Genomic DNA, 21,952 nt, shown 5'->3' with positions numbered 1-21,952 from the left:
CCGCGGTGCGGCTTCTCGCCTGCGCGCCGCCGCACCGCACGAGACGCGCCCCCGCCGGCGCGCGCGAAGCGAAGCCCGCCCGTGCCGCGCAACTCCCGGTAAAATAGCGGGTTGTCATTCATTCCGGCCGTCCGCCCAATTCCCGTGTTCAGTTCCCTCTATCCGCTGGCCCGCGCATCCCTGTTCAAGATGGATGCGGAAGACGCTCACCACCTCACGCTGCGCGCGCTCGGCGCGGCCGGCCGCACGGGCCTCGCCTGCGCGCTGTCCGCGCGCGTGCCCGATGCGCCGCGCACCGTGATGGGGCTCACGTTCCGCAACCCGGTCGGCCTCGCCGCCGGCCTCGACAAGGACGGTGCAGCCATCGACGGCCTCGCGTCGCTCGGCTTCGGCTTCATCGAGGTCGGCACCGTCACGCCGCGCCCGCAGCCGGGCAATCCGCGCCCGCGGATGTTCCGCCTGCCGCAGGCCGACGCGCTGATCAACCGGATGGGCTTCAACAACCACGGCGTCGACCAGTTCGTGAAGAACGTCCAGGCGGCCCGCTATCGCGGCATCCTCGGCCTGAACATCGGCAAGAACGCCGACACGCCGATCGAGCGCGCCGCGGAAGACTATCTCTACTGCCTCGAGCGCGTGTACCCGTTCGCGAGCTACGTGACGATCAACATTTCGTCGCCGAACACGAAGAACCTGCGCCAGCTGCAGGGCGCGGGCGAGCTCGACGCGCTGCTCGCCGCGCTGAAGGACAAGCAGCAGCGCCTCGCCGATCTGCACGGCAAGCTCGTGCCGCTCGCGCTGAAGATCGCCCCCGATCTCGACGACGAACAGGTGAAGGAAATCGGCGACACGCTGCTGCGCCACAAGATCGAAGCGGTGATCGCCACCAACACGACGCTGTCGCGCGCGGCCGTGCAGGGCCTGCCGCACGCGGACGAAGCCGGCGGCCTGTCGGGCCGGCCGGTGTTCGACGCGTCGAACGAAGTGATCCGCAAGCTGCATGCGGAAGTCGGCAGCGCGGTGCCGATCATCGGCGTCGGCGGCATTTTCTCGGGCGAAGACGCACGCGTGAAGCTCGCGGCCGGCGCATCGCTGGTCCAGCTGTATACGGGCTTCATCTATCGCGGCCCGGCGCTCGTGGCCGAATGCGTAAAGGCCATCGCGCGCGAACGCACCGCGTAATATAGTCATAAACAAACGATATTTAGTGGTCGATTGCATTTTTGCTATGATCGACCCCATTGTCAGACTCAAGCCCCGCCGGGGCAAGGAAGCTCACACGATGAAAATTTCGCTGCTGAAGAAGCTGCTCGTCGCCGGCCTGATCGGCACGTCGTTCGCCGCCGCCACCGCGCATGCGGCCGACCTCCTCGACCAGGTGAAGCAACGCGGCACGCTGCGCGTCGGCCTCGAAGGCACGTTCCCGCCGTTCAACTACCGCAATGCCGAAGGACAACTCGAAGGATTCGACGTCGACATCGCGAAGGCAGTCGCCGCGAAGCTCGGCGTGAAGCCGAGTTCGTCACGACCGAATGGAGCGGCATCATCGCCGGGCTGCAGGCCGGCAAGTTCGACGTGATCGTCAACCAGGTGGGCATCACGCACAAGCGCAAGGAAACGCTCGACTTCAGCATGCCGTACGTGTATTCGTCCGCGCAGCTGCTGCAACGCCAGAACGACACGCGTGCGTTCAAGTCGCTCGACGAGCTGAAGGGCAAGAAGGTCGGCGTGACGATGGGCAGCAACTACGTCGATCTCGTGAAGACGGTGCCCGCGATCGATCTGCAGGTCTATCCGGGCACGCCGGAAAACCTGCGCGACCTCGCGGCGGGCCGTATCGACGCGGCGCTCAACGACCGCCTGATGCTCGCGTATCTGATCAAGAACTCGCAACTGCCGCTGCGTCCGGGCGCGAACGTCGGCTCGGCGAATCCGTCGGGCATCCCGTTCAGGAAGGGCAACCCGAAGTTCCAGAAGGCGATCGACGACGCAATGACGCAACTCGAGGCCGACGGCACGTTCACGAAGATCTCGGACAAGTGGTTCGGCATCGACGTGACGAAGCCGATCAAGTAAGCACGCCTCTGTTTCCCGCCTGACGGCGGGCCGGAAAGGGCGGCATCCGAAACGATGCCGCCCTTTGTTTTATCGGTCCGGTTTATGATTGCGCTTTCGCGCACGCACTCGCTTCGTATTCCATGTCGACAACGTCCCTGCTCGTCCAATCGCTGCCGGTGCTCGCCCAGGGTGCCGTACTGACCGTCAAGTTCGCCGTGCTGTCGATGGTGTTCGGCCTGCTCGGCGCCGTCATGCTCGCGATGATGGGCATCCGGCAAAGCGAACCGCTCGAAGGCTTCGAACGCATCTGGGTCAACGCGCTCGCGTGGCTCGCGCGCGCGTATGTGAGCCTGATGCGCGGCACGCCGCTGCTCGTGCAGATCTTCGTGATTTATTACGGATTGCCGAGCCTCGGCATCTCGCTCGATCCGACGCCGGCCGGCGTCATCGCGCTGTCCGCGAACGTCGCCGCTTACATGTCCGAAAGCATGCGCGGCGCGATCAACGGGATCGCGCGCGGCCAATGGCTGGCCGCCTACAGCCTCGGGCTCACGCACGGGCAGACGCTGCGCTACGTGATCGGCCCGCAGGCGCTGCGCATCGCGGTGCCGAGCCTGTCGAACAGCCTGATCAGCCTGATCAAGGACACGTCGCTCGTATCCGTGATCACCGTGACCGAGCTGCTGCGTAGCGCGCAGGAAGTGATCGCGGCGACCTATCAGCCGTTGCCGCTGTACCTCGCCGCCGCCGCCGTCTACTGGGTGCTGTGCCAGATCCTCGAATGGGTCCAGCGCTGGTACGAAAAACGCCTGTCGCTGCCCGCGCGGCACTGAGCACGTCGCATCACCCGCCGGGCCGCGGATACGCGCCCGGCCCCTTCCTTCCCGTCTACTCGCCCGAATAGCGCACGCCGAGCGCCGCGCGTGCCGCGTCGGTCATCGCGATCATCTGTCGTGAATGGTCGTGCGTCATGATCGGGCTCTCAAGTTCACCCGCGCGCAGCAGGTCGCAGAAATGCGCGGTCTCGTAGTTCAGGCCGCCGCCGTCGAACGGTGCATCGAGTTCGACGGTACGTCCGTCGGCATAGCGGATCGTCGCCCGCGTGGGGTTCCACCACTTCTCGTGAATCGTCACGTGGCCGCCCGCCGCGGCGATCAGCGCGTCGCCGCGTCCCATCACGTCGAGCCCGCAAAAGAGCTGCGCGATGCCGCCATTCGCGTGGCGGCTGTTCAGGCTCGCGAAGACGTCGACGCCCGTCGCGCCGATACGGCCGAGCGTCTGCACATCAAGTGCGGCGCCGAGCCAGTCGACCGCGAGAAACGCTTCGTAGATCCCGATGTCGAGCAGCGCGCCGCCGGCGCGGTCGAGTCGATAGACGGAATGATCGTCCGGCACCGACGACGACGCGCAGCCCGCGCGCACGAGCCGGATCTCGCCGATCGGATCGTCACGCAGGTGCGCACGTAACTGTCGGTACAGCGGAAAGAACGGCGGCTTCATCGCTTCCATGAAGAGCCGTCCGGCAGCGCGCGCCGCGTCCAGCACCGCGTCGAGCTGCGCTGCGTTCAGCGTCGCCGGCTTTTCGCACAGCACGGCCTTGCCGGCGGCGAGCGCCGCCTGCGCGTACTGCGCATGGCTGTCGTGGAGGGTCGCGATGTAGATCGCGTCGATGTCGCTCGCGAGGAGCGCGTCGAGGCTGGCCGCGGGCGTGCCGCCGCAGCTGTCGCAGAAGGCGGCTGCCGCGTCGGCGCGGCGTGCCCACACGCCGGCGAGCGCGGCGCCCGGCACGTGAGCGAGGCTTTGCGCGAAACGGCGTGCGATGCTGCCTGCGCCGACGATGCCGAAGCGCACCGGGCGCTTGTCGAGGTCGTTCATCCGGATCTTCCGTGTCGTTCGTATAACGGTGGCCGACACGCTGCCGGCCGGCCGTCATGATAAACGGCTCGCCGGCTCAGGGCTAAGCGACGCGGTGGGATTCAGGCGCGGGCGGGCACGTCGACGGAGAAATCGCGCGAAATCTCGTCGGCGCTGAAATCGATCAGGGCGAGCGATGCCGCTTCGGCTTCGCGCGGATCGCGGCGTTCGATCGCATCGACGACGCGTGCATGCGCCTTGACCGCGATGTCGTGCGCGCCATCCTTCTGCACGACGCGCGGATTCACGAGCCGCACTGCGCCGCGCACGATCGCCGCCATCTGCTGGAAGAACTGATTGCCGCTAGCTTGAACGATGCGCGTGTGCAGCAGTTCGTCCGCCGTGTCGTAGCCGGGGTCGCCCGGTTGCAGCACCTTGAACGCGTCGAATGCCTCGCGAATGCCCGCGATGTCGACGGCCGTTGCACGCACCGCCGCCTGCGCGGTCGCGCGCGGTTCGATCAGCATCCGGAATTCGATGACGTCGCGCATGAATTGCGGATCCGGTTTCGCGCGAAACCGCCAGCTCACGACGTCTTCATCGATCATGCGCCAGTCGCGCATCGGTCGAACGCGCGTACCGACTTTCGGACGCACGTCGAGCATGTCGCGCGCAAGCAACATCGACAATGCTTCGCGCATCACCGTACGGCTCACGTCGAACTCTTTCGACAGCACGTCCTGCGGCGGCAAAATGCCGCCGTACTTGTCCTCGACGATACCCGCGACAAGCCCATCCATCACTTTGGCGACCAGTGACCGGTCTTTGCCCTGCTCCATGACACCTCCCCGTGCGTCGATTTGCGAACACCTGCTCCGCAGTTCCGCCGGCCCTGGTTACGACTGTTCTTATGATCTATAAGTTGATGATTTCGGGGATATTCCGCTATCTGGTAAACACCTGACAGGGTTATCCCTCTTTTGGAAGAGGTGATTTATAAGGCTTCAAAAAAAGCCCGGAAAGCGCGCTGCGCTTGCCGGGCCGGGACTTCCACAAGATTTAACCATGCAATCCATTACGGCTTGTTGACGCCATTACGGACTGCTTCTCATTCAGTCTTGATTAAGCGGGATAAACGATCGTCTCGACGCCGTTCGGCGTGCCGAGCAGGCACAGATTCGCGCCGCGTTCGGCGAACAGGCCGACCGTCACGACGCCCGGCCACGCGTTGACCTGCGCTTCGAAACCGCGCGGATCGGCGATCTGCAGCCCCTTCACGTCGATGATCTCGTTGCCGTTGTCGGTGATGTACGGTGCGCCGTCCTGCGTCACGCGCAGCACCGGCACGCCGCCGAGCGCGGTCACGCGCCGGCCGATCGCCGTGCGCGCCATCGGCACGACCTCGATCGGCAGCGGAAATGCGCCGAGCACCGGCACGCGCTTGCTGCCATCCGCGATGCAGACGAACGTATCGGCCACCGACGCAACGATCTTTTCGCGCGTCAATGCACCGCCGCCGCCCTTGATCATTGCACCGCTTGCGTCGATCTCGTCGGCGCCATCGACGTACACCTGCAGCGACTCGATCTCGTTCAGGTCGAACACCTTGATGCCGTGCGATTTCAGGCGCTCGGTCGTCGCGACCGAGCTCGACACGGCGCCGCGATAGCGCGATTTGACGGCCGCGAGCGCGTCGATGAAGCAGTTGGCGGTCGAGCCGGTGCCGACGCCGATCACGGCGCCTTCCGGCACGTTCTGGATCACATAATCGGCGGCCGCCTGGCCGACCAGGCGTTTGAGTTCGTCTTGAGTCATGAGGTGGGAATGCAGCGGGATTGCGGAAAACCGCCAGTTTACCGGACTCGCAACACGGCCCGGGCTTTTTCCGCGCGGATGTCGGCCCAGGACAAGCCGACGGTCACGGCGTGCCGTCGGCGGACACGTTGTCGGCAGGCGCAGCGGGGAAATACTTGTCGAGCAGCGCCTGCGCGATCGCGTCGGTCTCGGCGTCCGGGTTGCCCGCGTAGTCGGATGGCCGGAAGTGCATCTGGAATGCGGCGAAGACGCGGCGCGTGCGCGCGTCGAGCACGCCGTCGGTCGGCACGTCGTAGCCGTAGCGCGCGAGCTTCAGCTGCAATTCGCGCACGTCGACGAGCGCGTGCGGATCGCGATCGCCGAGCCGCGCGGCCACGGTCGCATCGTCCGGCCATGCGCCGACGCCGGCCTGCGCGAGCGCATGCCACGGGAACAGCGGACCGGGATCGATCTTGCGTTGCGGTGCGATATCGCTGTGTCCGACCACGCGCGTCGGCGCAATCCCGTAGCGCGCGACGATATCCTTCGACAGGCGAATCAGCGCATCGACCTGCTCGGGCGAATACGGCTGCCAGGTAAGGTTTTGCGGATCGAGCGGGCCGCGATTCACGTTCTCGATGCCGATCGACGCCGCATTGAGCTCGGTCGTGCGCTGCCATTCGCTGATGCCCGCATGCCATGCGCGCTTCGATTCAGGAACGAGCTGATAGACGACCGGCATCCCGTGTTCGATGCGCGGTTGCGGCGGCACGACGTAGTGCACGCTGACCGAATCGCCGGTCAGCGTGCGCAGCGATTTCGCTTCGTCGCTTTCGGTGTAATGCATCACGAGAAAGCGGATCCGCGCATCGGCGCCGCGCGCTTGCAGGCTCGTGTCGGCGTAGTAGCTGCCGCGCTCGATCAGCGACGGCGACGTGCAGGCGGCCAGCAGGCCAAGGATGGCGCACGATGCGCCGAGGCGAATCAGGGTCATGGTTCGCGAGTTCCGGGGCCGCGTGCCGCGCACAATCGCGGCACGCGTCGTTCGGGTCGTGGCGGCCCGCGCATCGCGCGAGACCGCGTGCGTCTGCCCGTGAGTCGGCCGGAGAATCAGCCGGTGTCAGCCCTTCACGCGCCGCTGCCGCACCGCTTCGTACAGGCACACGCCGCTTGCAACCGACACGTTCAGGCTCTCCACGCTGCCGGCCATCGGGATGCTCATCACGTCGTCGCAGGTGTCGCGCGTGAGCCGGCGCATGCCTTCGCCTTCCGCGCCCATCACGATGGCGACAGGGCCGTCGAGCTTCGTGTCGTACAGCGTCGCCGACGCGTCGTCCGACGTGCCGATGATCCATACGCCCGCTTCCTTCAGCTCGCGCAGCGCGCGGGCGAGGTTCGTGACCGTGATGTACGGCACCGTGTCGGCCGCGCCGCTCGCGACCTTCGCCGCGGTCGCATTCAGGCCGACCGCGCGGTCACGCGGCGCGATCACCGCATGCGCGCCTGCCGAATCGGCGACCCGCAGGCACGCGCCCAGGTTGTGCGGATCGGTGACACCGTCGAGCACCAGCAGAAGCGGCGTGCCCTGGATGCCGTCGAGCAGTTCGGACAGATTCTGCGCGAGCGGAACGTCCTCGACGCGCGCGACGACGCCCTGGTGGCGCTCGGTATGCGCGAGGCCCCACAGGCGGGTTTCGTCGGCCGCGATCAGCCGCACGCCCGCTTCCTTCGCGGTGTGCAGGAAGTCCTGCATGCGGCGGTCGCGGCGCGTCTGGTCGTACAGCACCTCTGCAACCGTCGATGCATCGTGCCGCAAACGTGCGGTCACCGCATGAAAACCGTAAAGAACCTTCAGACGTGACATGCTGGAACAACCTTCGATCAAACGTGCGGCCGCGCAACGTGCGCAGCCGCGATCCATGGAAAAGGAAAGCGCCGCGTTGCCGGCCGGTGACCGGTAGAACGCGGCGTCTCTCGATACTGCAAGGGCGTGCGCGTGCGCCGCCCCGAACGCTCAATACTTCTTGCGGGCGTGTGTCTTCTTCGCGGCCGTCTTCGCCGGCGCGCCGCCCTTCTTCTTCGCCGCACGCGCGTCGTTCACCGCGGCGGTCGGTGCGCTGGCCGTCCGCTTGCGACGCGGCGCGGCTTCCTCCACCGGCGGCAACGAGCGCACACGCGGGCCGCCGCGATCGTTACCGTTGCCGACAGCAACCGGCGCCGGTGCGGGACGCGGCGCCTTCACCGGCGTGTCGCGCACGAGGCGGAAGTCGATCTTGCGCGCATCGAGATCGACGCGGCTCACCTGCACGCGCACGCGATCCGACAGGCGATAACGGATGCCCGTGCGCTCGCCGCGCAGCTCGTTCTTGATCTCGTCGTACTGGAAGTAGTCCGAGCCGAGTTCCGTGACGTGCACGAGCCCTTCGATGAACAGCGTGTCGAGCTGCACGAAGATGCCGAACGACGTGACGCCGTTCACCATCCCGCCGTATTCCTCGCCGAGCTTGTCGCGCATGAAGTAGCACTTGAGCCAGGCCTCGACGTCGCGCGACGCTTCGTCGGCACGCCGCTCGTTCGCCGAGCAGTGCAGGCCGAGTTCTTCCCAGATCGCGGTGTTCACGCGCGACCGGCCGCGCGCTTCGTCGTCGGCCTGCTGCATCGCGCGGGCGCGCGGCGACAGCGCGGTATTCAGCTCGAAGCCGTCCGGTGCCTTCGGCGTGTACTTCTTGCCCGACAGGATCGCGTAGATCGCGCGGTGCGTGAGCAGGTCGGGATAGCGGCGGATCGGGCTCGTGAAGTGCGCGTACGCCTCATACGCGAGACCGAAGTGGCCGATGTTGTCCGGGCTGTAGACGGCCTGCTGCATCGAGCGCAGCAGCATCGGCTGCAGCATCTGCGCGTCGGGCCGGTCGCGAATCTGCGCCATCAGCGCCGCATAGTCGCTCGCATGCGGCTTCTCGCCGCCGCCGAGCGACAGGCCCATGCCGCGCAGGAACGCGCGCAGGTTCTCGAGCTTTTCCGGCGTGGGCCCCGCGTGCACGCGGTACAGGCCCGCATGCTTGTTGCGCTTCAGGAAGTCGGCCGCGCAGACGTTCGCGGCCAGCATGCATTCCTCGATCAGCTTGTGCGCATCGTTGCGCTGACGCGGCACGATCTGTTCGATCTTGCCCTGCGAGTTGCAGACGATGTACGTCTCGGTCGTGTCGAAGTCGATCGCGCCGCGCTTCTGGCGTGCGGCGAACAGCGACTTGTAGACGCCGTACAGATCCTGCAGGTGCGGCAGCAGGTCCGCGCGGCGCGCGGCCTCCGGCCCCTTCGTGTTCGACAGCACGGCCGCGACTTCGGTGTACGTCAGGCGCGCGGCCGAATGGATGACCGCCGGATAGAACTGGTACGCCTTGATCTCGCCGCGCGCGGTAATCACCATGTCGCACACGAGCACGCAGCGGTCGACCTGCGGATTCAGCGAGCACAGCCCGTTCGACAGCTTCTCCGGCAGCATCGGGATCACGCGGCGCGGGAAATAGACCGACGTGCTGCGCTCCAGCGCGTCGGCGTCGAGGCCGCTGCCCGGCTGCACGTAGTGCGACACGTCGGCGATCGCGACGATCAGGCGGTAGCCGTCGCCGCGACCGACCTTGGTCGGCTCGCAGTAGACGGCATCGTCGAAGTCGCGGGCGTCCTCGCCGTCGATCGTCACGAGCGGCACGTCGCGCAAATCGACGCGGAAGCGCAGGTCGGCCGGGCGTACCGCGTCCGGCAGCGCGGCGGCATCGTCGAGCGCCCGCTGGCCGAATTCGTGCGGCACGCCGTACTTGCGCACGGCGATCTCGATTTCCATGCCCGGATCGTCGATGTCGCCGAGCACTTCGACGACGCGGCCGAGCGGTTGCGAATGGCGGCTCGGGAAGTCGGTCAGTTCGACGACGACGACCTGCCCGACCTTCGCCTTCTTCACGTTCTGCGTGATCAGGATGTCGTGGCCGATGCGCTTGTCTTCGGGCGCGACGATCAGCGCGCCGTTCTCGTTGAGCAGGCGGCCGATCACGCGCTTGTTCGCGCGCTCGGTGACCTCGACGACATGGCCTTCCGGCCGGCCGCGGCGATCGTAGCCGACGATCCGCGCGAGCACGCGGTCGTTGTGCATCACCTTCTGCATCTCCCCGTTCGGCAGGAACAGGTCGTCCTGGCCGTCGTCGCGGATCACGAAGCCGTAGCCGTCGCGATGCCCTTGCACGCGACCGGCAACGAAGTTCGACGGATGAGTGAGCTGGTAGTGGCCGCGCTTGTCGAGGCGGATCTGGCCGTCGCGTTCCATTGCGGCGACACGCCGGAAGAACCCCTCGCGTTCCTGGCGCTTGATCGACAGCGCTTCGGCGATGTCGTTGGCGGCCAGCGGCGCGTCGCTCGTACGCAGCACGCCGAGAATTTCTTCACGGCTCGGAATGGGGTACGGATATTTGCTCAAGGGTTTGTCGATGATTGTTCTCGTTGCGTTGACTGATGGTGCACGGCATCAACATAGAAGTGTCCGTCAGACAGTTCTATAGTGACGGCGGCGGGTCATTCTATCATCCGACAGTGGCGCCAAATAACCGCGAATGCCGCGTGCGGGCGCCACGGCGGCCGGTTCGCGGCGCATCGCAAAAATGTGTTGACACGGATAATTGGGGCGCTATAATTTCGCTTCTTTGCAGCAGGCAGCTACTGCAAAACGTGCCCAGGTGGCGGAATTGGTAGACGCACTAGGTTCAGGTCCTAGCGGTGGCAACATCGTGGAGGTTCGAGTCCTCTCCTGGGCACCATCTGTTTTTGAAAAGGTCGGCTTCTAGCCGGCCTTTTTTCATTTCGGCCTCGCATTGCGCGCACTGGCCGCGCCATATGCCCGTCACTCCGATCGATAGCAGAATTAATCGGTTATCGATTGCCCTCCCCGTTGGTACGTTAGCCGCGTTGCTTTCAACGAACCCAACGGGGAACCCGCTCCATGACGTCGATGAACCGCCGCGCGTTCGCGCAGGCGATGCTGGCCGCCGGCCTGAGCGCCGCCGGCATCCGGACGCACGCCGAGAACACGCCATCCACACTGCGCATCGGTTATCAGAAATCGTCGACGCTCATCACGCTGCTCAAGACGCGCGGCACCCTCGAGCAGTCGCTCGCGCCGCTGGGCCTGCGCGTGTCGTGGCATGAATTCGCGAGCGGCTTGCCGCTGACCGAAGCGCTCAACGTCGGCGCGATCGATTTCAGCGCCGACGTGGCCGACACGGTTCCCGTCTTCGCACAGGCCGCGCATGCGCGATTCGTGTACGTCGCGCAGGAAGCGCCATCGCCCAAAGCGCAAGCCATCATCGTCAAGAACGGCAGCACGCTGCGCACGCTCGCCGACCTCAGGGCCAAGCGCATCGCCGTCACGAAGGCTGCCGGCAGCCACTATCTGCTGCTTGCCGCACTCGCGCACGCCAAGCTCGCCCCGACCGACACCGCGATCCACTACCTGACACCGGCGGACGGCCACGCGGCGTTCGAGCGCGGCAGCGTCGATGCGTGGATCACGTGGGACCCGTATGTCGCGTCCGTCGACTCGAACCCAGACGTGCGGATTCTGGCCGACGGCAACGGGCTTGCTTCGTACCAGCGCTATTACCTCGCGTCGAGCAGCTTTGCCGCCGCGCGCCCCGACGTGATCCAGATCGTCTTCGACCGCCTGTCGCAGGCCGGCGCGTGGCTGCGCGAGCATCAGCAGGAAGCCGCCGATACCCTCGCGCCGATCTGGGGGCTCGACGCGAAGACGATCGAGCGCGCCAACGCGCGACGCAGCTATCTCGTGCGCGCCGTGGTCACGCAGAATTTCGGTGAGCAGCAGAAGATCGCCGATACGTTTCTCGCAGCAGGCTTGCTGCCCGCCCGCGTCGACACGGGCGATGCGTTGCGCTGGAATTTCACGGCCAAGCGCGCGGAGCCGATCGGCGCCTGATGCCCCTCCCATGCAACGCACGATATTTTTATCGCCGTCGGTCAAATTGTGTTGACAGCCTGTTCGAACACGCTACAATAGCGGTCTTCGCATCGCAGCAAGCGAAACGTGCCCAGGTGGCGGAATTGGTAGACGCACTAGGTTCAGGTCCTAGCGGTGGCAACATCGTGGAGGTTCGAGTCCTCTCCTGGGCACCATCTGTTTTTGAAAAGGTCGGCTTATGCCGGCCTTTTTTCATTTCCGGCGCCGGATTGATACGCGCGCTCGCGGCGACATCTGTCCGCGCACCCCACGTCACGACGCATCGGCGATTCGTGGCCGCCCATGCCCTCGCCCAACGTCGCAGACAAGCCATCAAATAATTTTGCTCGCAACCCGTTGACAGATCCTTCAGGCGCGCTATAATTTCGCTTCTTTGCAGCAGGCAACTACTGCAAAACGTGCCCAGGTGGCGGAATTGGTAGACGCACTAGGTTCAGGTCCTAGCGGTGGCAACATCGTGGAGGTTCGAGTCCTCTCCTGGGCACCATCTGTTTTTGAAAAGGTCGGCTTCTAGCCGGCCTTTTTTCATTTCAGCTTCCGCAAGCGCGATATCGCGTCTCATCCCGTCCCTCCCCATTACGCGCGCCGGGCGTACCGCATCCCATTCCGCGTCATCTTCGCGCAAGGACAAACCTCCTCGGCCTTCGCGAGGAACCCACACGCGTCAGTGGCATCAAGCAAACGATCCGGTCGGATCGCGCTGAAATGGGGCGCCGACCAGGACCGCGCGTTCGTGCTTGGCAGCCCAATTCTGCCCCTCGTCGCACCCCGCAACCACGCCCCCTGAAAACCCACCACACCCGCAAACCCCCGCCCCGCCTGCCTTTCCGGCCGAGGCCGGGATTTCCCTAGGCTGACATACCATCGCTCACGCGGTTAAATAAATCAACGTGATTTATTTAATGCGTCGACAGACGACGCGCCCATGGAAGGAGACGCCATGAGAAGCCCGCACATCGGCCAGGGAAGCAACTCGGCCAACGTGCGCCGTTACAACGAGCGCCTGCTGTTGAAGACGCTGCGCCGGGCGGGCAGCGCGTCAAAGGCCGACCTGGCGCGTCTCGCGAGCATGACGGGCACGGCGGTCGGCAGCATCATCGCGTCGCTCGCCGACGCGAAGCTGATCGAATTCGCCGGCCGCACCGAGGGCCAGCGCGGCCAGCCGGCCTCGCTGATCCGTCTCGATCCGCGCGGTGCGTTCGGCATCGGCGTCCATCTCGACCGGATGCGCATCGAGACGGCGCTCGTCAATTTCGCGGGCGACGTGCTCGGCCGCCGCTCGCACGACACGCTGCTTCCTCCGCCCGCCGACGTGCTCGACATCGTGCGGCGCGACATCGATGCGATGCAGGATCTGCTCCCCCCGCATGAGCGCGCGCGCCTCACGGGCGTCGGCGTCGCGCAGCCGTACAACCTCGGCGCGTGGATGCGCGAGCTCGGCCTCGCGCCCGACACGTTCCGCGCATGGGAAGACGTCGATTTCGCGAGCGATCTCGGGCGCATGCTGTCGCTGCCCGTGTTCGGCGAAAACGACGGCAACGCCGCCGCGATCGCCGAACTGTTCTACGGGTACGGCCGGCAGTGCGACGACTTCGTCTACCTGTTCATCGGCCCCGCGATCGGCGGCGGCATCGCGGTCGACGGCGACTGCCTGCGCGGCGTGACCGGCAATGCCGGCGACATCGCCGTGATTCCCGTGCCGCCGAGCCGGCTGGCGTCCGCACCGCCGCCGCGCGGCCCGTGGGACATCCTGCTCGCCCGCGCGTCGCTGCATGCGCTCGTGCGCCACCTGCGCCATCACGGCGAGACGGTCGAGAATCGCGCCGACCTCGAGGCCTGCATCGCGCGCGGCCTGCCGGCGGTCGACGAGTGGATCGACGACTGCGTCGACGCGCTCGCACCCGCATTGCGCGCGGTGCTGTGCGTCGTCGATGCACCGGTGGTCGTGCTCGACGCCGATACCGACGCCGGCCTGCTCGACGCGGTGACGACCCGCCTGCGCGCGGCCCTCGTCGCCACCGCGCCGGAAGCGCGCGGCACGCCGACGCTCGTGCGCGGCACGTTCGGCGCCGACGCCGGCGCGATCGGCGCCGCGACGCTGCCGATGTTCTTCAACTTCTCCCCGCGGGCCGGCATCCTCAAGGGCGCCCGCACCGAATCGCAGGAGGTCAACCATGTCGCGTTCTGAGTCGTCCCGGCCGCTGCTCGAGATGCGCCGGATCAGCAAGACGTTCCCGGCCGTGCGCGCGCTCGACAACGTCAGCCTGACCGTCTATCCGGGCGAGATCCATTCGCTGATGGGCGAGAACGGCGCAGGCAAATCGACGCTGATGAAGATCCTGTCCGGTGCGTACCGCGCCGACGCCGGGGGCGAGATCCTGATCGACGGCGAGCGCATCGACGTCGACGGGCCGCTCGCCGCGCGCGATGCGGGCGTCGCCGTGATCTACCAGGAGCTGTGCCTGGCGCCGAACCTGACCGTCGCGGAAAACATCTACGTCGGCCGCGAACTGCGGCGCGGCAACCGGCGCTGGGGCACCATCGACCGCGCGGCGATGGCGCGTGGCTGCGAGGACGTGCTCGCCCGCCTCGGTGCGCCGTTCGGTCCGGACACGCTCGTCGGCACGCTGTCGATCGCCGAGCAGCAGCTCGTCGAGATCGCGCGCGCCGTGCACACCCGCGCGCGCATCCTCGTGATGGACGAACCGACGACGCCGCTGTCGTCGCGCGAGACCGAGCATCTGTTCGGCCTGATCCGCCAGCTGCGCGAGGAAGGTCTCGCGATCATCTACATCAGCCACCGGATGGCGGAAATCTATGAATTGTCCGACCGCGTGTCGGTGCTACGCGACGGATCGTACGTCGGCACGCTCGAGCGCGAATCGCTGTCGGCCGAGCGGCTCGTCGCGATGATGGTGGGCCGCGACATCTCCGGCTTCTACAAGAAGGAACATGCGCCGTACGACCCCGGCCACCTGCTGCTGTCGGTGCGCGACATCGCGGACGCCGATCGCGTGCGCGGCTGCAGCCTCGACCTGCATGCCGGCGAGGTGCTCGGCATCGCCGGGCTCGTCGGCGCGGGCCGCACCGAACTGGCGCGGCTGATCTTCGGCGCGGAACCGCGCACGCGCGGCGACGTGAAGCTCGGCGACCGCGCGTTCGGCGCGCACTCGCCGCGCGATGCGATCGACGCCGGCCTCGTCTACCTGACGGAAGACCGCAAGCGCCAGGGCCTGTTCCTCGACATGAGCGTACGCGACAACATCAACATCTCCGTGTGCAACCGCGATGCGCGGCTCGGTGCGCTCGATCTCGCACGCGGTGCGCAACGCGCACGCGACGCGATCAGCTCGCTGTCGATCCGCGTGCCGAACGCCAACGTCAACGTCGGCGCGCTGTCGGGCGGCAACCAGCAGAAAGTGCTGCTGTCGCGCCTGCTCGAGACCAAGCCGCGCGTGCTGATTCTCGACGAACCGACGCGCGGCGTCGACATCGGCGCGAAATCCGAGATCTACCGGATCATCAACGAACTGGCCCGCGCGGGCGTCGGCGTGATCGTGATCTCGAGCGAACTGCCGGAAATCATCGGTGTCGCCGATCGCGTGCTCGTGATGCGCGAAGGCGAGATCGCCGGCGAACTCGGCGGACACACGCACACGCCCATCACGCAGGAAGCGATCATCGCGCTCGCGACCGGCTCACAGGCCGAACTCGCCGACGCGCACTGACCACGGCCCATTCATTTCCTTCTTCATTCAAGGTACCGAAATGATCAACCCGACCAAGCAGCGGAACCTCGCTTCCGCGACGGCCCATCCGGTGGCCACCCGTACGCCGCTGATGCGCGGCGCCGATCATCGCGCGCGCATGCAGTCGCTGATGCGCACCGCCGGCATGCTGCCGGTGCTGCTGGTTCTGTGCATCGGCTTCGGATTCCTGACCGACGGCTTCTTCACGCTGCAGAACCTGTCGATCGTCACGCAGCAGGCATCGATCAACATCGTGCTCGCGGCCGGCATGACCTTCGTGATCCTGACGGGCGGCATCGACCTGTCGGTTGGCTCGGTACTCGCCGCATCGGCCGTCGCCGCGCTGCTCGCGTCGACCATCCCCGGCTGGGGCTGGCTCGGCGTGCCGATCGCGCTCGCCGTCGGCCTCGTGTTCGGCGCGATCAACGGCGGCCTGATCTCGTTCCTGCGCCTGCCGCCGTTCATCGTCACGCTCGGCGCGATGACGGCCGTGCGCGGGGTCGCCCGCCTGATCGGCAACGACACGACCATCTTCAACCCGCAACTGCCGTTCGCGTTCATCGGCAACGGCACGATCCTCGGCGTGCCGTGGCTCGTCGTGATCGCCTGCGCGGTGATCGCGCTGTCGTGGTTCATCCTGCGCCGCACGGTGCTCGGCATGCGGATCTATTCGGTCGGCGGCAATCCGGAAGCCGCGCGGCTGTCCGGCATCAACGTGCGGGCGATCCAGCTGTTCGTCTATGCGGCGTCGGGCCTGCTCGCGGGTCTCGGCGCGGTGATGTCGTCCGCGCGGCTCTATGCGGCCAACGGCCTGCAGCTCGGCCAGTCGTACGAACTCGACGCGATTGCCGCGGTGATCCTCGGCGGCACGAGCTTCGTCGGCGGTGTCGGCTCGATCGTCGGCACGCTGATCGGCGCGCTGATCATCGCGGTACTGACCAACGGCCTCGTGCTGCTCGGCGTGTCGGACATCTGGCAGTACATCATCAAGGGGCTCGTGATCATCGGCGCGGTCGCGCTCGACCGATATCGCCAGCGCGACTCGGCTCGTACCTGACACGCAGTCCTCACCATTAACCATCAGGGCGCAGGCAGGTCCTCCTGCGCCCGTCCGCCAACGGACCTCCCGGAGACACAACGACATGTTCAAGCACAAAGCCGCCCTGACCGCCGTCGCCTGCACGCTCGCATTCGGCACTGCCGCCGCCCACGCAGCCGACAAGCCGCTGAAATCGATCGGCGTCACGGTCGGATCGCTCGGCAATCCGTACTTCGTCACGATCGTGAAAGGCGCCGAAGCGCGCGCGAAACAGCTCAACCCGAACGCGAAAGTAACCGCGGTGTCGGCCGACTACGACCTGAACAAGCAGTTCACGCAGATCGACAACTTCATCTCCGCGCACGTCGACATCATCCTGCTCAACGCGACCGATCCGAAGGCGATCGAGCCGGCGGTGAAGAAGGCGCAGGCGGCCGGCATCACGGTCGTGGCGGTGGACGTCGCGGCAGCCGGCGCGAACGCGACCGTGCAGACCAACAACGTGAAGGCCGGCGAGCTGGCCTGCGACTATCTCGCGAAGAAGCTCAACGGCAAGGGCAACGTGATCATCGAGAACGGCCCGCAGGTGTCGGCCGTGATCGATCGCGTGAACGGCTGCAAGGCGGTGCTCGCGAAGAATCCGGGCATCAAGCTGCTGTCGAGCGACCAGGACGGCAAGGGCTCGCGCGAAGGCGGAATGAACTCGATGCAGGGCTACCTGACGCGCTTTCCGAAGCTCGACGGCGTGTTCACGATCAACGACCCGCAGGCGATCGGCAGCGATCTCGCGGCGAAACAACTGAACCGCCCGAACATCGTGATCACGTCGGTCGACGGCGCGCCCGACATCGAGGTGGCGCTCAAGTCCAACACGCTCGTTCAGGCATCGTCGAGCCAGGATCCGTGGGCGATGGCGCAGCAGGCCGTCAACGTCGGCTACGGCATCATGAACGGCCAGAAGCCGGCCAATCCGATGATCCTGATCGAGCCGACGCTCGTCACGCGCGACAACGTGAAGGGCTACAAGGGCTGGACCAGCCCGCGCTGATCGCGCTGCGCGACCCGCGACCGCGGGCGGCGCCGGGCCGCGTTGCCGCGTGCGACGCGCGCCCGCCCGTCCGTCCACCTCAACCGCCGCACCGCCGCGCGACACGCCGCGGCACGAGATTTAGACATGACGACGACGTTCCCCCGCCTGATCGTATTCGGCGAAGCGCTGACCGATTTCATCCGCGACGACGCGCAGCACTGGCGCAGCGTCGCCGGCGGCTCGTGCTGGAACGTCGCGCGCGTCGGCGCGCGGCTCGGCGTGCCGACCGCGTTCGCCGGCACGGTCAGCCGCGATATCTTCGGCGACGAACTGATGCGCCGCAGCGCCGATGCGGGGCTCGACCTGCGCTTCATCCGACAGGTCGATTGCCCGCCGCTGCTCGCGATGGTCGTGTCGAAACAGCCGCCCGACTATTTCTTTATCGGCGAGAACAGCGCCGACCTCGCGTTCGATCCGGCCGACCTGCCCGCTGGCGCGCTCGACGCGGCCGAGATCGTGCACGTGGGCTCGCTCGGCGTCGTGCGCGAGCCGCTCGCGCCGCGCCTGATCGAAGTCGTGCGGGCTGCCCGCGCGGCCGGCAAGCGGATCTCGTTCGACCCGAACTATCGCGCGCCAATGGCCGCGCCGTCGTATCGCGACACGCTGCGCACGCTGGCCGGTCTCGCCGACTGGATCAAGGTCTCCGATGAAGATCTGCGCGGCCTGTTTCCCGAACTCGACGAAGCCGCCGCGCTCGCGCAATTGCGCGCCTGGGCGCCCGACGCGACCGTGCTCGTCACGCGCGGCGCGGCCGGCATGCAGCTCCTGCACCGCGACACCGCGCTGTTCCAGCCCGCGTTCGCGACCGAGGTCGCCGACACCGTCGGCTGCGGCGACGCCAGCATCGGCGGCTGGCTCGCCAGCCAGCTCATGTATCCCGGCGCACCGGCCGCCGACCATCTGCGCTACGCGGCAGCCTGCGCGGCGGTCGCCTGCGCGCATGCGGGCGCGTATGCGCCGACCGCTGCCGAAGTCGCCGACGTCATCGCCAGCCGCGCGAGCGCCGAACCGGCCGACGCCGCGCTATCGCACTAGGCGGCACGAAGCGCTAACCGGCGCGCGTGCCTCGCAGGCTCACGCGCCGCCCTTGTCGACATGGCCGCGCGCCTGCAGCAGTTGCAGGCTCTCGTCGACGCTCAGCTCCGACATCGCCGCGTCACGCAGCGTATCGTCGGTCGCGCGACTCAGCGCATGCAGCGCGTGCTCCTTGAGTCGCACGATCGCAAACTGCAGCCCGCGTGCCGCGCATTCGGCCGCGAACGTGCGCAACGACTCGATCGTCGTGCCGTCGACGTCCGGCGTTTCCTCGAGACTCAGCATCACGGTATGCGTATCGGGCGCGGCCTTCAGCAGCGCGCGCACGCGATTGAGCATCCGGTCGGCGTTCGCGAAGAACAGCTGAGCCTCGGGCCGCACGATCAGCACGCCGGGTATCGGCTTCGCATCGGCGTGATTCGCGACGTCGACGAAGTCGTGCCCGTCGCGCAGCCGGCCGAGCACGCTGACGTTCGGCTCCGACAACTTGCGCAGCGTCAGCAGCAGGCTCACGCCGATTGCCGCGAGCAGCCCGTGCAGCACGCCGAGCACGAGCACGGCGAGCAGCGCGGCAGCCACGACGAGCCGATCGCGATGCCAGACCCAGTACGGCCGGAACACCGACGGATGCAGCGAATGGCTGACCGCGAAGATCACGATCGCCGCGAGCACGGGCTCTGGCGTGCGCGCGAGCTGCGGCAGCAGCAGCCACACGATCAGCGCGACCACGCCGGCCGCCCACAGGCTCGACAAACGCGATTGCGCGCCGGCCGCCTCGTTCGCCGCTGTCGCCGAATAGCCGGCGCCGACCGGCATCCCGTGCAGCAGCCCCGACACGAGGTTCGCGCAGCCGAGCGCGACGAGGTCGCGGTTCGGCGACACGCTGTCGCCGTGCTTCAGCGCGAAGTTGCGGATCGATCCGTACGACTCCGCATACAGGATCAGCATCAGCGCGAAAGCGAGCTCGACCGTCTGCATCCATGCGTTGCGGTCGAGTTGCGGCAGGCCGAATGCGAGGTGCTGGAAATCGATATGACCGACGATCGCGATCCCGTAGCGCTGCCAGTCGACCATATAGCCGGCCGCGATCGACAGCACGATCACGACGAGTGTGGCCGGCACCCGCTTGCTGCGCCCGAGCACGAACAGCAGCGCAAGCGCGCTCCCGCCGAGCGCGACGCTCGCGAGGTTCGCACGCGGCGCACCGGCGACGAGGTCGAGCGCGACATGCGGCGCATCGCTGTGCTGCACGGAGATCGCGAGGATCTTCGGCAGTTGCTTGAGGACGATCGTCAGCGCCAGTCCGAACGTAAACCCGCGCAGCACCGGCCGCGCGATGAAATCCGACATGCCGCCGAGCCGTGCCGCGCCCGCCAGGATGAACAGCACGCCGGTCATCGCGACGAGCGCGGCCGCCAGCGCGAGTTGCGCGGCGAGCGCCATCCCGGATTCGGCCAGCACGGTCGCCGCGAGCACGGCCGCCGACGACGAGGTCGACGACACGATCGCAAAGCGGCTGCTGCCGGTCAGCGCATACACCACGAGCCCCGACAGCAGCGCGATCAGACCAGCCTGGGGCGGCAGGTTGGCGAGCCCCGCATACGCGACCGCCTCCGGAATCAGCAGCCCGGCGATCGACAGACCGGCCAGCGCGTCAAGGCCGATGCGCCGCGTGGGCCGCGGCGTTGCCGCACCGAGTGCGGCGAAATGCTCGGGATGCTGCGGGCCGGCATCCGGACGGGGCGAGACGGTCGTCATGAGGCGATAGGCGTCGTGCGCATGTCAGGGTTTGGCGGCGATGACACCCGACCAGCCGGGCAGATAGCGCGCGTCCTGGTCGTGTGCGCGGCGCAGCGAGAGGTCCAGCGCCTTCGAGAAGTTCTTGCGGATCTGGTCGAGCGTCACGTGCTGGCGCAGGTAGTCGGCCCACAGGAATTCGCTGAACGGCGTCGCATCCTTCGCATAGCCGCCCGCCGTGCGCAGTTCGCCGGCGAGGCTCCGGTACGGATCGTCCTCGAGCCCCGTCAGCACCTTCGGCAGATTCGCGTAGTCGCGACGCGAGCCGTCCGGACCGAACGGATGCACCCACTGGTTGTGCTCCATCATCCGCCAGAAGATCGTGTCCTCGAGCCACGACAGATCCTTCAGCAGCATCGCGTTCACGCGCGTCTGCCCTTCCTCGATCAACGCGAGGCCGAGATGGTGATGATCGGTGATGTAGTAAAGGCCGCCCGGGCCGAGGACGGCCGGAAACCAGTGCGAGTCGATCGCGGCCTTGCGCGCACGCTTGTCGAGCGCTTTCCAGTGCCTGCGCTTCGCTTTCACTTCGCGATAGCCGACCGTCATTTGCGTCGGACGCAATGCGTCGAGCCGCACGGGAATGAGATGAACGTCGTTGCCGAGTGCCATGGTCGTACCCCATGTTGGGAATTTCCGGCAACGATACTCCTGATCGTGCGAACTGCTAATCCCTCGCGACGCGGATAAGCCTGCGCTTGACCTTGGCCAACAAACCGGCGTCGCCATCGCATCGCATCGCGCCACCGCGTCATGCTCGCAGGTCGTCGCGCTCGAGACGATGACGCACGTACGGAATCCCGTCGTGCACGACGCCCACGCGCCGCATCCCGAGCTTGCGTGCGACGTTCAGCGAGCCCGTGTTCGCCTCGGCGATATCGGCGATCACGCGCGGCAGCCGCACGGTGTCGAACGCATGACGCACGACGGCCGCGGCGGCCTCGCACGCGATGCCGCGCCCCCACGCCGCGCGCACGAGCCGCCAGCCGATCTCGACGTCGCGCGCGCCGTTCGCATAGTCGGGAATCAGCAGGATCCAGCCGATGAACGTGTCGGGCGCGGCCTTCTCGAAGATCGACCAGTAGCCGAGGCCCGGCGGATAGTCGCGCGTGATCCGGTGCGTGACGAAGCGGCGATGTTCGTCCGGGTCCTGCCACGGGCCCGCGATGTAGCGCGTGACCTCCGGATCGCGATCCATCTCGATGCTCGCGTCGAGATCGGCCAGCACGCGCGGGCGCAGCCACAACCGCTCGGTCTCGAGCACAGGCAATGCGGCCACGGAAGGTTCGGTCATCGGGACTCCTGATTCGGGGGCGATGCGCAGCGTGCGCATCACGCATTACATCACTGCTACAAAAAGCCTTCCGGAATAATACAGACGCCTGACGCTTGTCTCGCACGCCATCGTTTCCGCTTGCTCAACAGATCATTTCGTAGGGATTATTCCCGATTCACGGTTATCGCGCCCGACATCGGACGGCGTCGCCGCCTACACTCGACCCATGCCCCCGCGCCGC

The 21,952-nt window shown here is 66.9% G+C and carries 17 protein-coding genes, 3 tRNA genes and 1 pseudogene; 12 read left to right on the top strand and 9 right to left on the bottom strand.

Annotated elements, in window-relative coordinates; all coding sequences use genetic code 11:
- Positions 1-144: 144 nt before the first annotated feature.
- From ACP26O_RS07825 to ACP26O_RS07815, 3 genes and pseudogenes are all read left to right on the top strand, one after another.
- Positions 145-1,182, top strand: coding sequence for a quinone-dependent dihydroorotate dehydrogenase (locus ACP26O_RS07825; protein WP_006751029.1), 1,038 nt, complete (start codon positions 145-147; stop codon positions 1,180-1,182).
- Positions 1,183-1,282: 100 nt separating this feature from the next.
- A pseudogene (locus ACP26O_RS07820) lies at positions 1,283-2,076 on the top strand (transporter substrate-binding domain-containing protein).
- Between the two features lie 122 nt (positions 2,077-2,198).
- Positions 2,199-2,891 carry an amino acid ABC transporter permease gene (locus ACP26O_RS07815; RefSeq protein WP_426356321.1) on the top strand — a complete coding sequence of 231 codons (693 nt, stop codon included), beginning with the start codon at positions 2,199-2,201 and terminating at the stop codon, positions 2,889-2,891.
- Between the two features lie 55 nt (positions 2,892-2,946).
- Here the strand turns inward: ACP26O_RS07815 and ACP26O_RS07810 are convergent, their stop codons facing one another.
- The 6 genes from ACP26O_RS07810 to rnr all read right to left on the bottom strand — a co-directional run bounded on the left by ACP26O_RS07810 (position 2,947) and on the right by rnr (position 10,174).
- A complete protein-coding gene (locus ACP26O_RS07810) occupies positions 2,947-3,933 on the bottom strand; it encodes a Gfo/Idh/MocA family protein (RefSeq protein ID WP_175665132.1) in 987 nt (328 codons plus the stop codon).
- Between the two features lie 101 nt (positions 3,934-4,034).
- Positions 4,035-4,751: a FadR/GntR family transcriptional regulator gene (locus tag ACP26O_RS07805; RefSeq protein WP_006751033.1), complete on the bottom strand. Its 717-nt coding sequence runs from the start codon at positions 4,749-4,751 to the stop codon at positions 4,035-4,037.
- A gap of 283 nt (positions 4,752-5,034) precedes the next feature.
- Positions 5,035-5,727: a ribose-5-phosphate isomerase RpiA gene (gene rpiA, locus ACP26O_RS07800; RefSeq protein WP_175665131.1), complete on the bottom strand. Its 693-nt coding sequence runs from the start codon at positions 5,725-5,727 to the stop codon at positions 5,035-5,037.
- 103 nt (positions 5,728-5,830) lie between these two features.
- Positions 5,831-6,700, bottom strand: coding sequence for an N-acetylmuramoyl-L-alanine amidase (locus tag ACP26O_RS07795; RefSeq protein WP_175665130.1), 870 nt, complete (start codon positions 6,698-6,700; stop codon positions 5,831-5,833).
- Between the two features lie 126 nt (positions 6,701-6,826).
- The gene (rlmB, locus tag ACP26O_RS07790) at positions 6,827-7,570 is read right to left on the bottom strand and encodes a 23S rRNA (guanosine(2251)-2'-O)-methyltransferase RlmB (RefSeq protein WP_175665129.1); all 744 of its coding nucleotides are present in this window, start codon (positions 7,568-7,570) and stop codon (positions 6,827-6,829) included.
- Positions 7,571-7,720: 150 nt separating this feature from the next.
- A complete protein-coding gene (gene rnr, locus ACP26O_RS07785) occupies positions 7,721-10,174 on the bottom strand; it encodes a ribonuclease R (protein WP_175665128.1) in 2,454 nt (817 codons plus the stop codon).
- Between the two features lie 250 nt (positions 10,175-10,424).
- On the opposite strand from rnr, the gene ACP26O_RS07780 reads away from it, so the two are divergent.
- From ACP26O_RS07780 to ACP26O_RS07740, 9 genes are all read left to right on the top strand, one after another.
- Positions 10,425-10,511: transfer RNA gene (locus tag ACP26O_RS07780), tRNA-Leu, on the top strand.
- Between the two features lie 182 nt (positions 10,512-10,693).
- Entirely contained in the window at positions 10,694-11,683 is a 990-nt protein-coding gene (locus tag ACP26O_RS07775) for an aliphatic sulfonate ABC transporter substrate-binding protein (RefSeq protein ID WP_175665127.1), read from the top strand.
- A 110-nt stretch (positions 11,684-11,793) separates the two neighbouring features.
- Positions 11,794-11,880 (top strand) — tRNA-Leu (locus ACP26O_RS07770).
- Between the two features lie 245 nt (positions 11,881-12,125).
- Positions 12,126-12,212 (top strand) — tRNA-Leu (locus ACP26O_RS07765).
- 453 nt (positions 12,213-12,665) lie between these two features.
- Positions 12,666-13,913 (top strand): ROK family protein, encoded by a 1,248-nt coding sequence (locus ACP26O_RS07760; RefSeq protein WP_175660702.1) that lies wholly within the window; start codon positions 12,666-12,668, stop codon positions 13,911-13,913.
- Positions 13,900-15,453 (top strand): sugar ABC transporter ATP-binding protein, encoded by a 1,554-nt coding sequence (locus ACP26O_RS07755; protein ID WP_175665126.1) that lies wholly within the window; start codon positions 13,900-13,902, stop codon positions 15,451-15,453. Before ACP26O_RS07760 ends, ACP26O_RS07755 begins: the two co-directional genes overlap by 14 nt.
- A gap of 40 nt (positions 15,454-15,493) precedes the next feature.
- Entirely contained in the window at positions 15,494-16,531 is a 1,038-nt protein-coding gene (locus tag ACP26O_RS07750) for an ABC transporter permease subunit (RefSeq protein WP_006751041.1), read from the top strand.
- Positions 16,532-16,616: 85 nt separating this feature from the next.
- Positions 16,617-17,561 carry an ABC transporter substrate-binding protein gene (locus ACP26O_RS07745; protein ID WP_175665125.1) on the top strand — a complete coding sequence of 315 codons (945 nt, stop codon included), beginning with the start codon at positions 16,617-16,619 and terminating at the stop codon, positions 17,559-17,561.
- A gap of 126 nt (positions 17,562-17,687) precedes the next feature.
- Entirely contained in the window at positions 17,688-18,638 is a 951-nt protein-coding gene (locus ACP26O_RS07740; RefSeq protein ID WP_175665124.1) for a carbohydrate kinase family protein, read from the top strand.
- 39 nt (positions 18,639-18,677) lie between these two features.
- Here the strand turns inward: ACP26O_RS07740 and ACP26O_RS07735 are convergent, their stop codons facing one another.
- From ACP26O_RS07735 to ACP26O_RS07725, 3 genes are all read right to left on the bottom strand, one after another.
- Complete coding sequence (locus tag ACP26O_RS07735) at positions 18,678-20,396, bottom strand: SulP family inorganic anion transporter (RefSeq protein WP_175665123.1); 1,719 nt, start codon at positions 20,394-20,396, stop codon at positions 18,678-18,680.
- 24 nt (positions 20,397-20,420) lie between these two features.
- Positions 20,421-21,047 (bottom strand): ParB-like protein, encoded by a 627-nt coding sequence (locus tag ACP26O_RS07730; RefSeq protein ID WP_011656723.1) that lies wholly within the window; start codon positions 21,045-21,047, stop codon positions 20,421-20,423.
- Between the two features lie 139 nt (positions 21,048-21,186).
- Entirely contained in the window at positions 21,187-21,729 is a 543-nt protein-coding gene (locus tag ACP26O_RS07725; RefSeq protein ID WP_175665122.1) for a GNAT family N-acetyltransferase, read from the bottom strand.
- Between the last annotated feature and the right edge of the window lie 223 nt (positions 21,730-21,952).

The sequence above is a fragment of the Burkholderia sp. R-40 genome (assembly GCF_049942845.1).
GTDB classification, from domain to species: Bacteria; Pseudomonadota; Gammaproteobacteria; order Burkholderiales; family Burkholderiaceae; genus Burkholderia; species Burkholderia ambifaria.
Note: the sequence above shows the minus strand (reverse complement) of the source record. Positions and strands in the feature narration are given on the sequence as shown.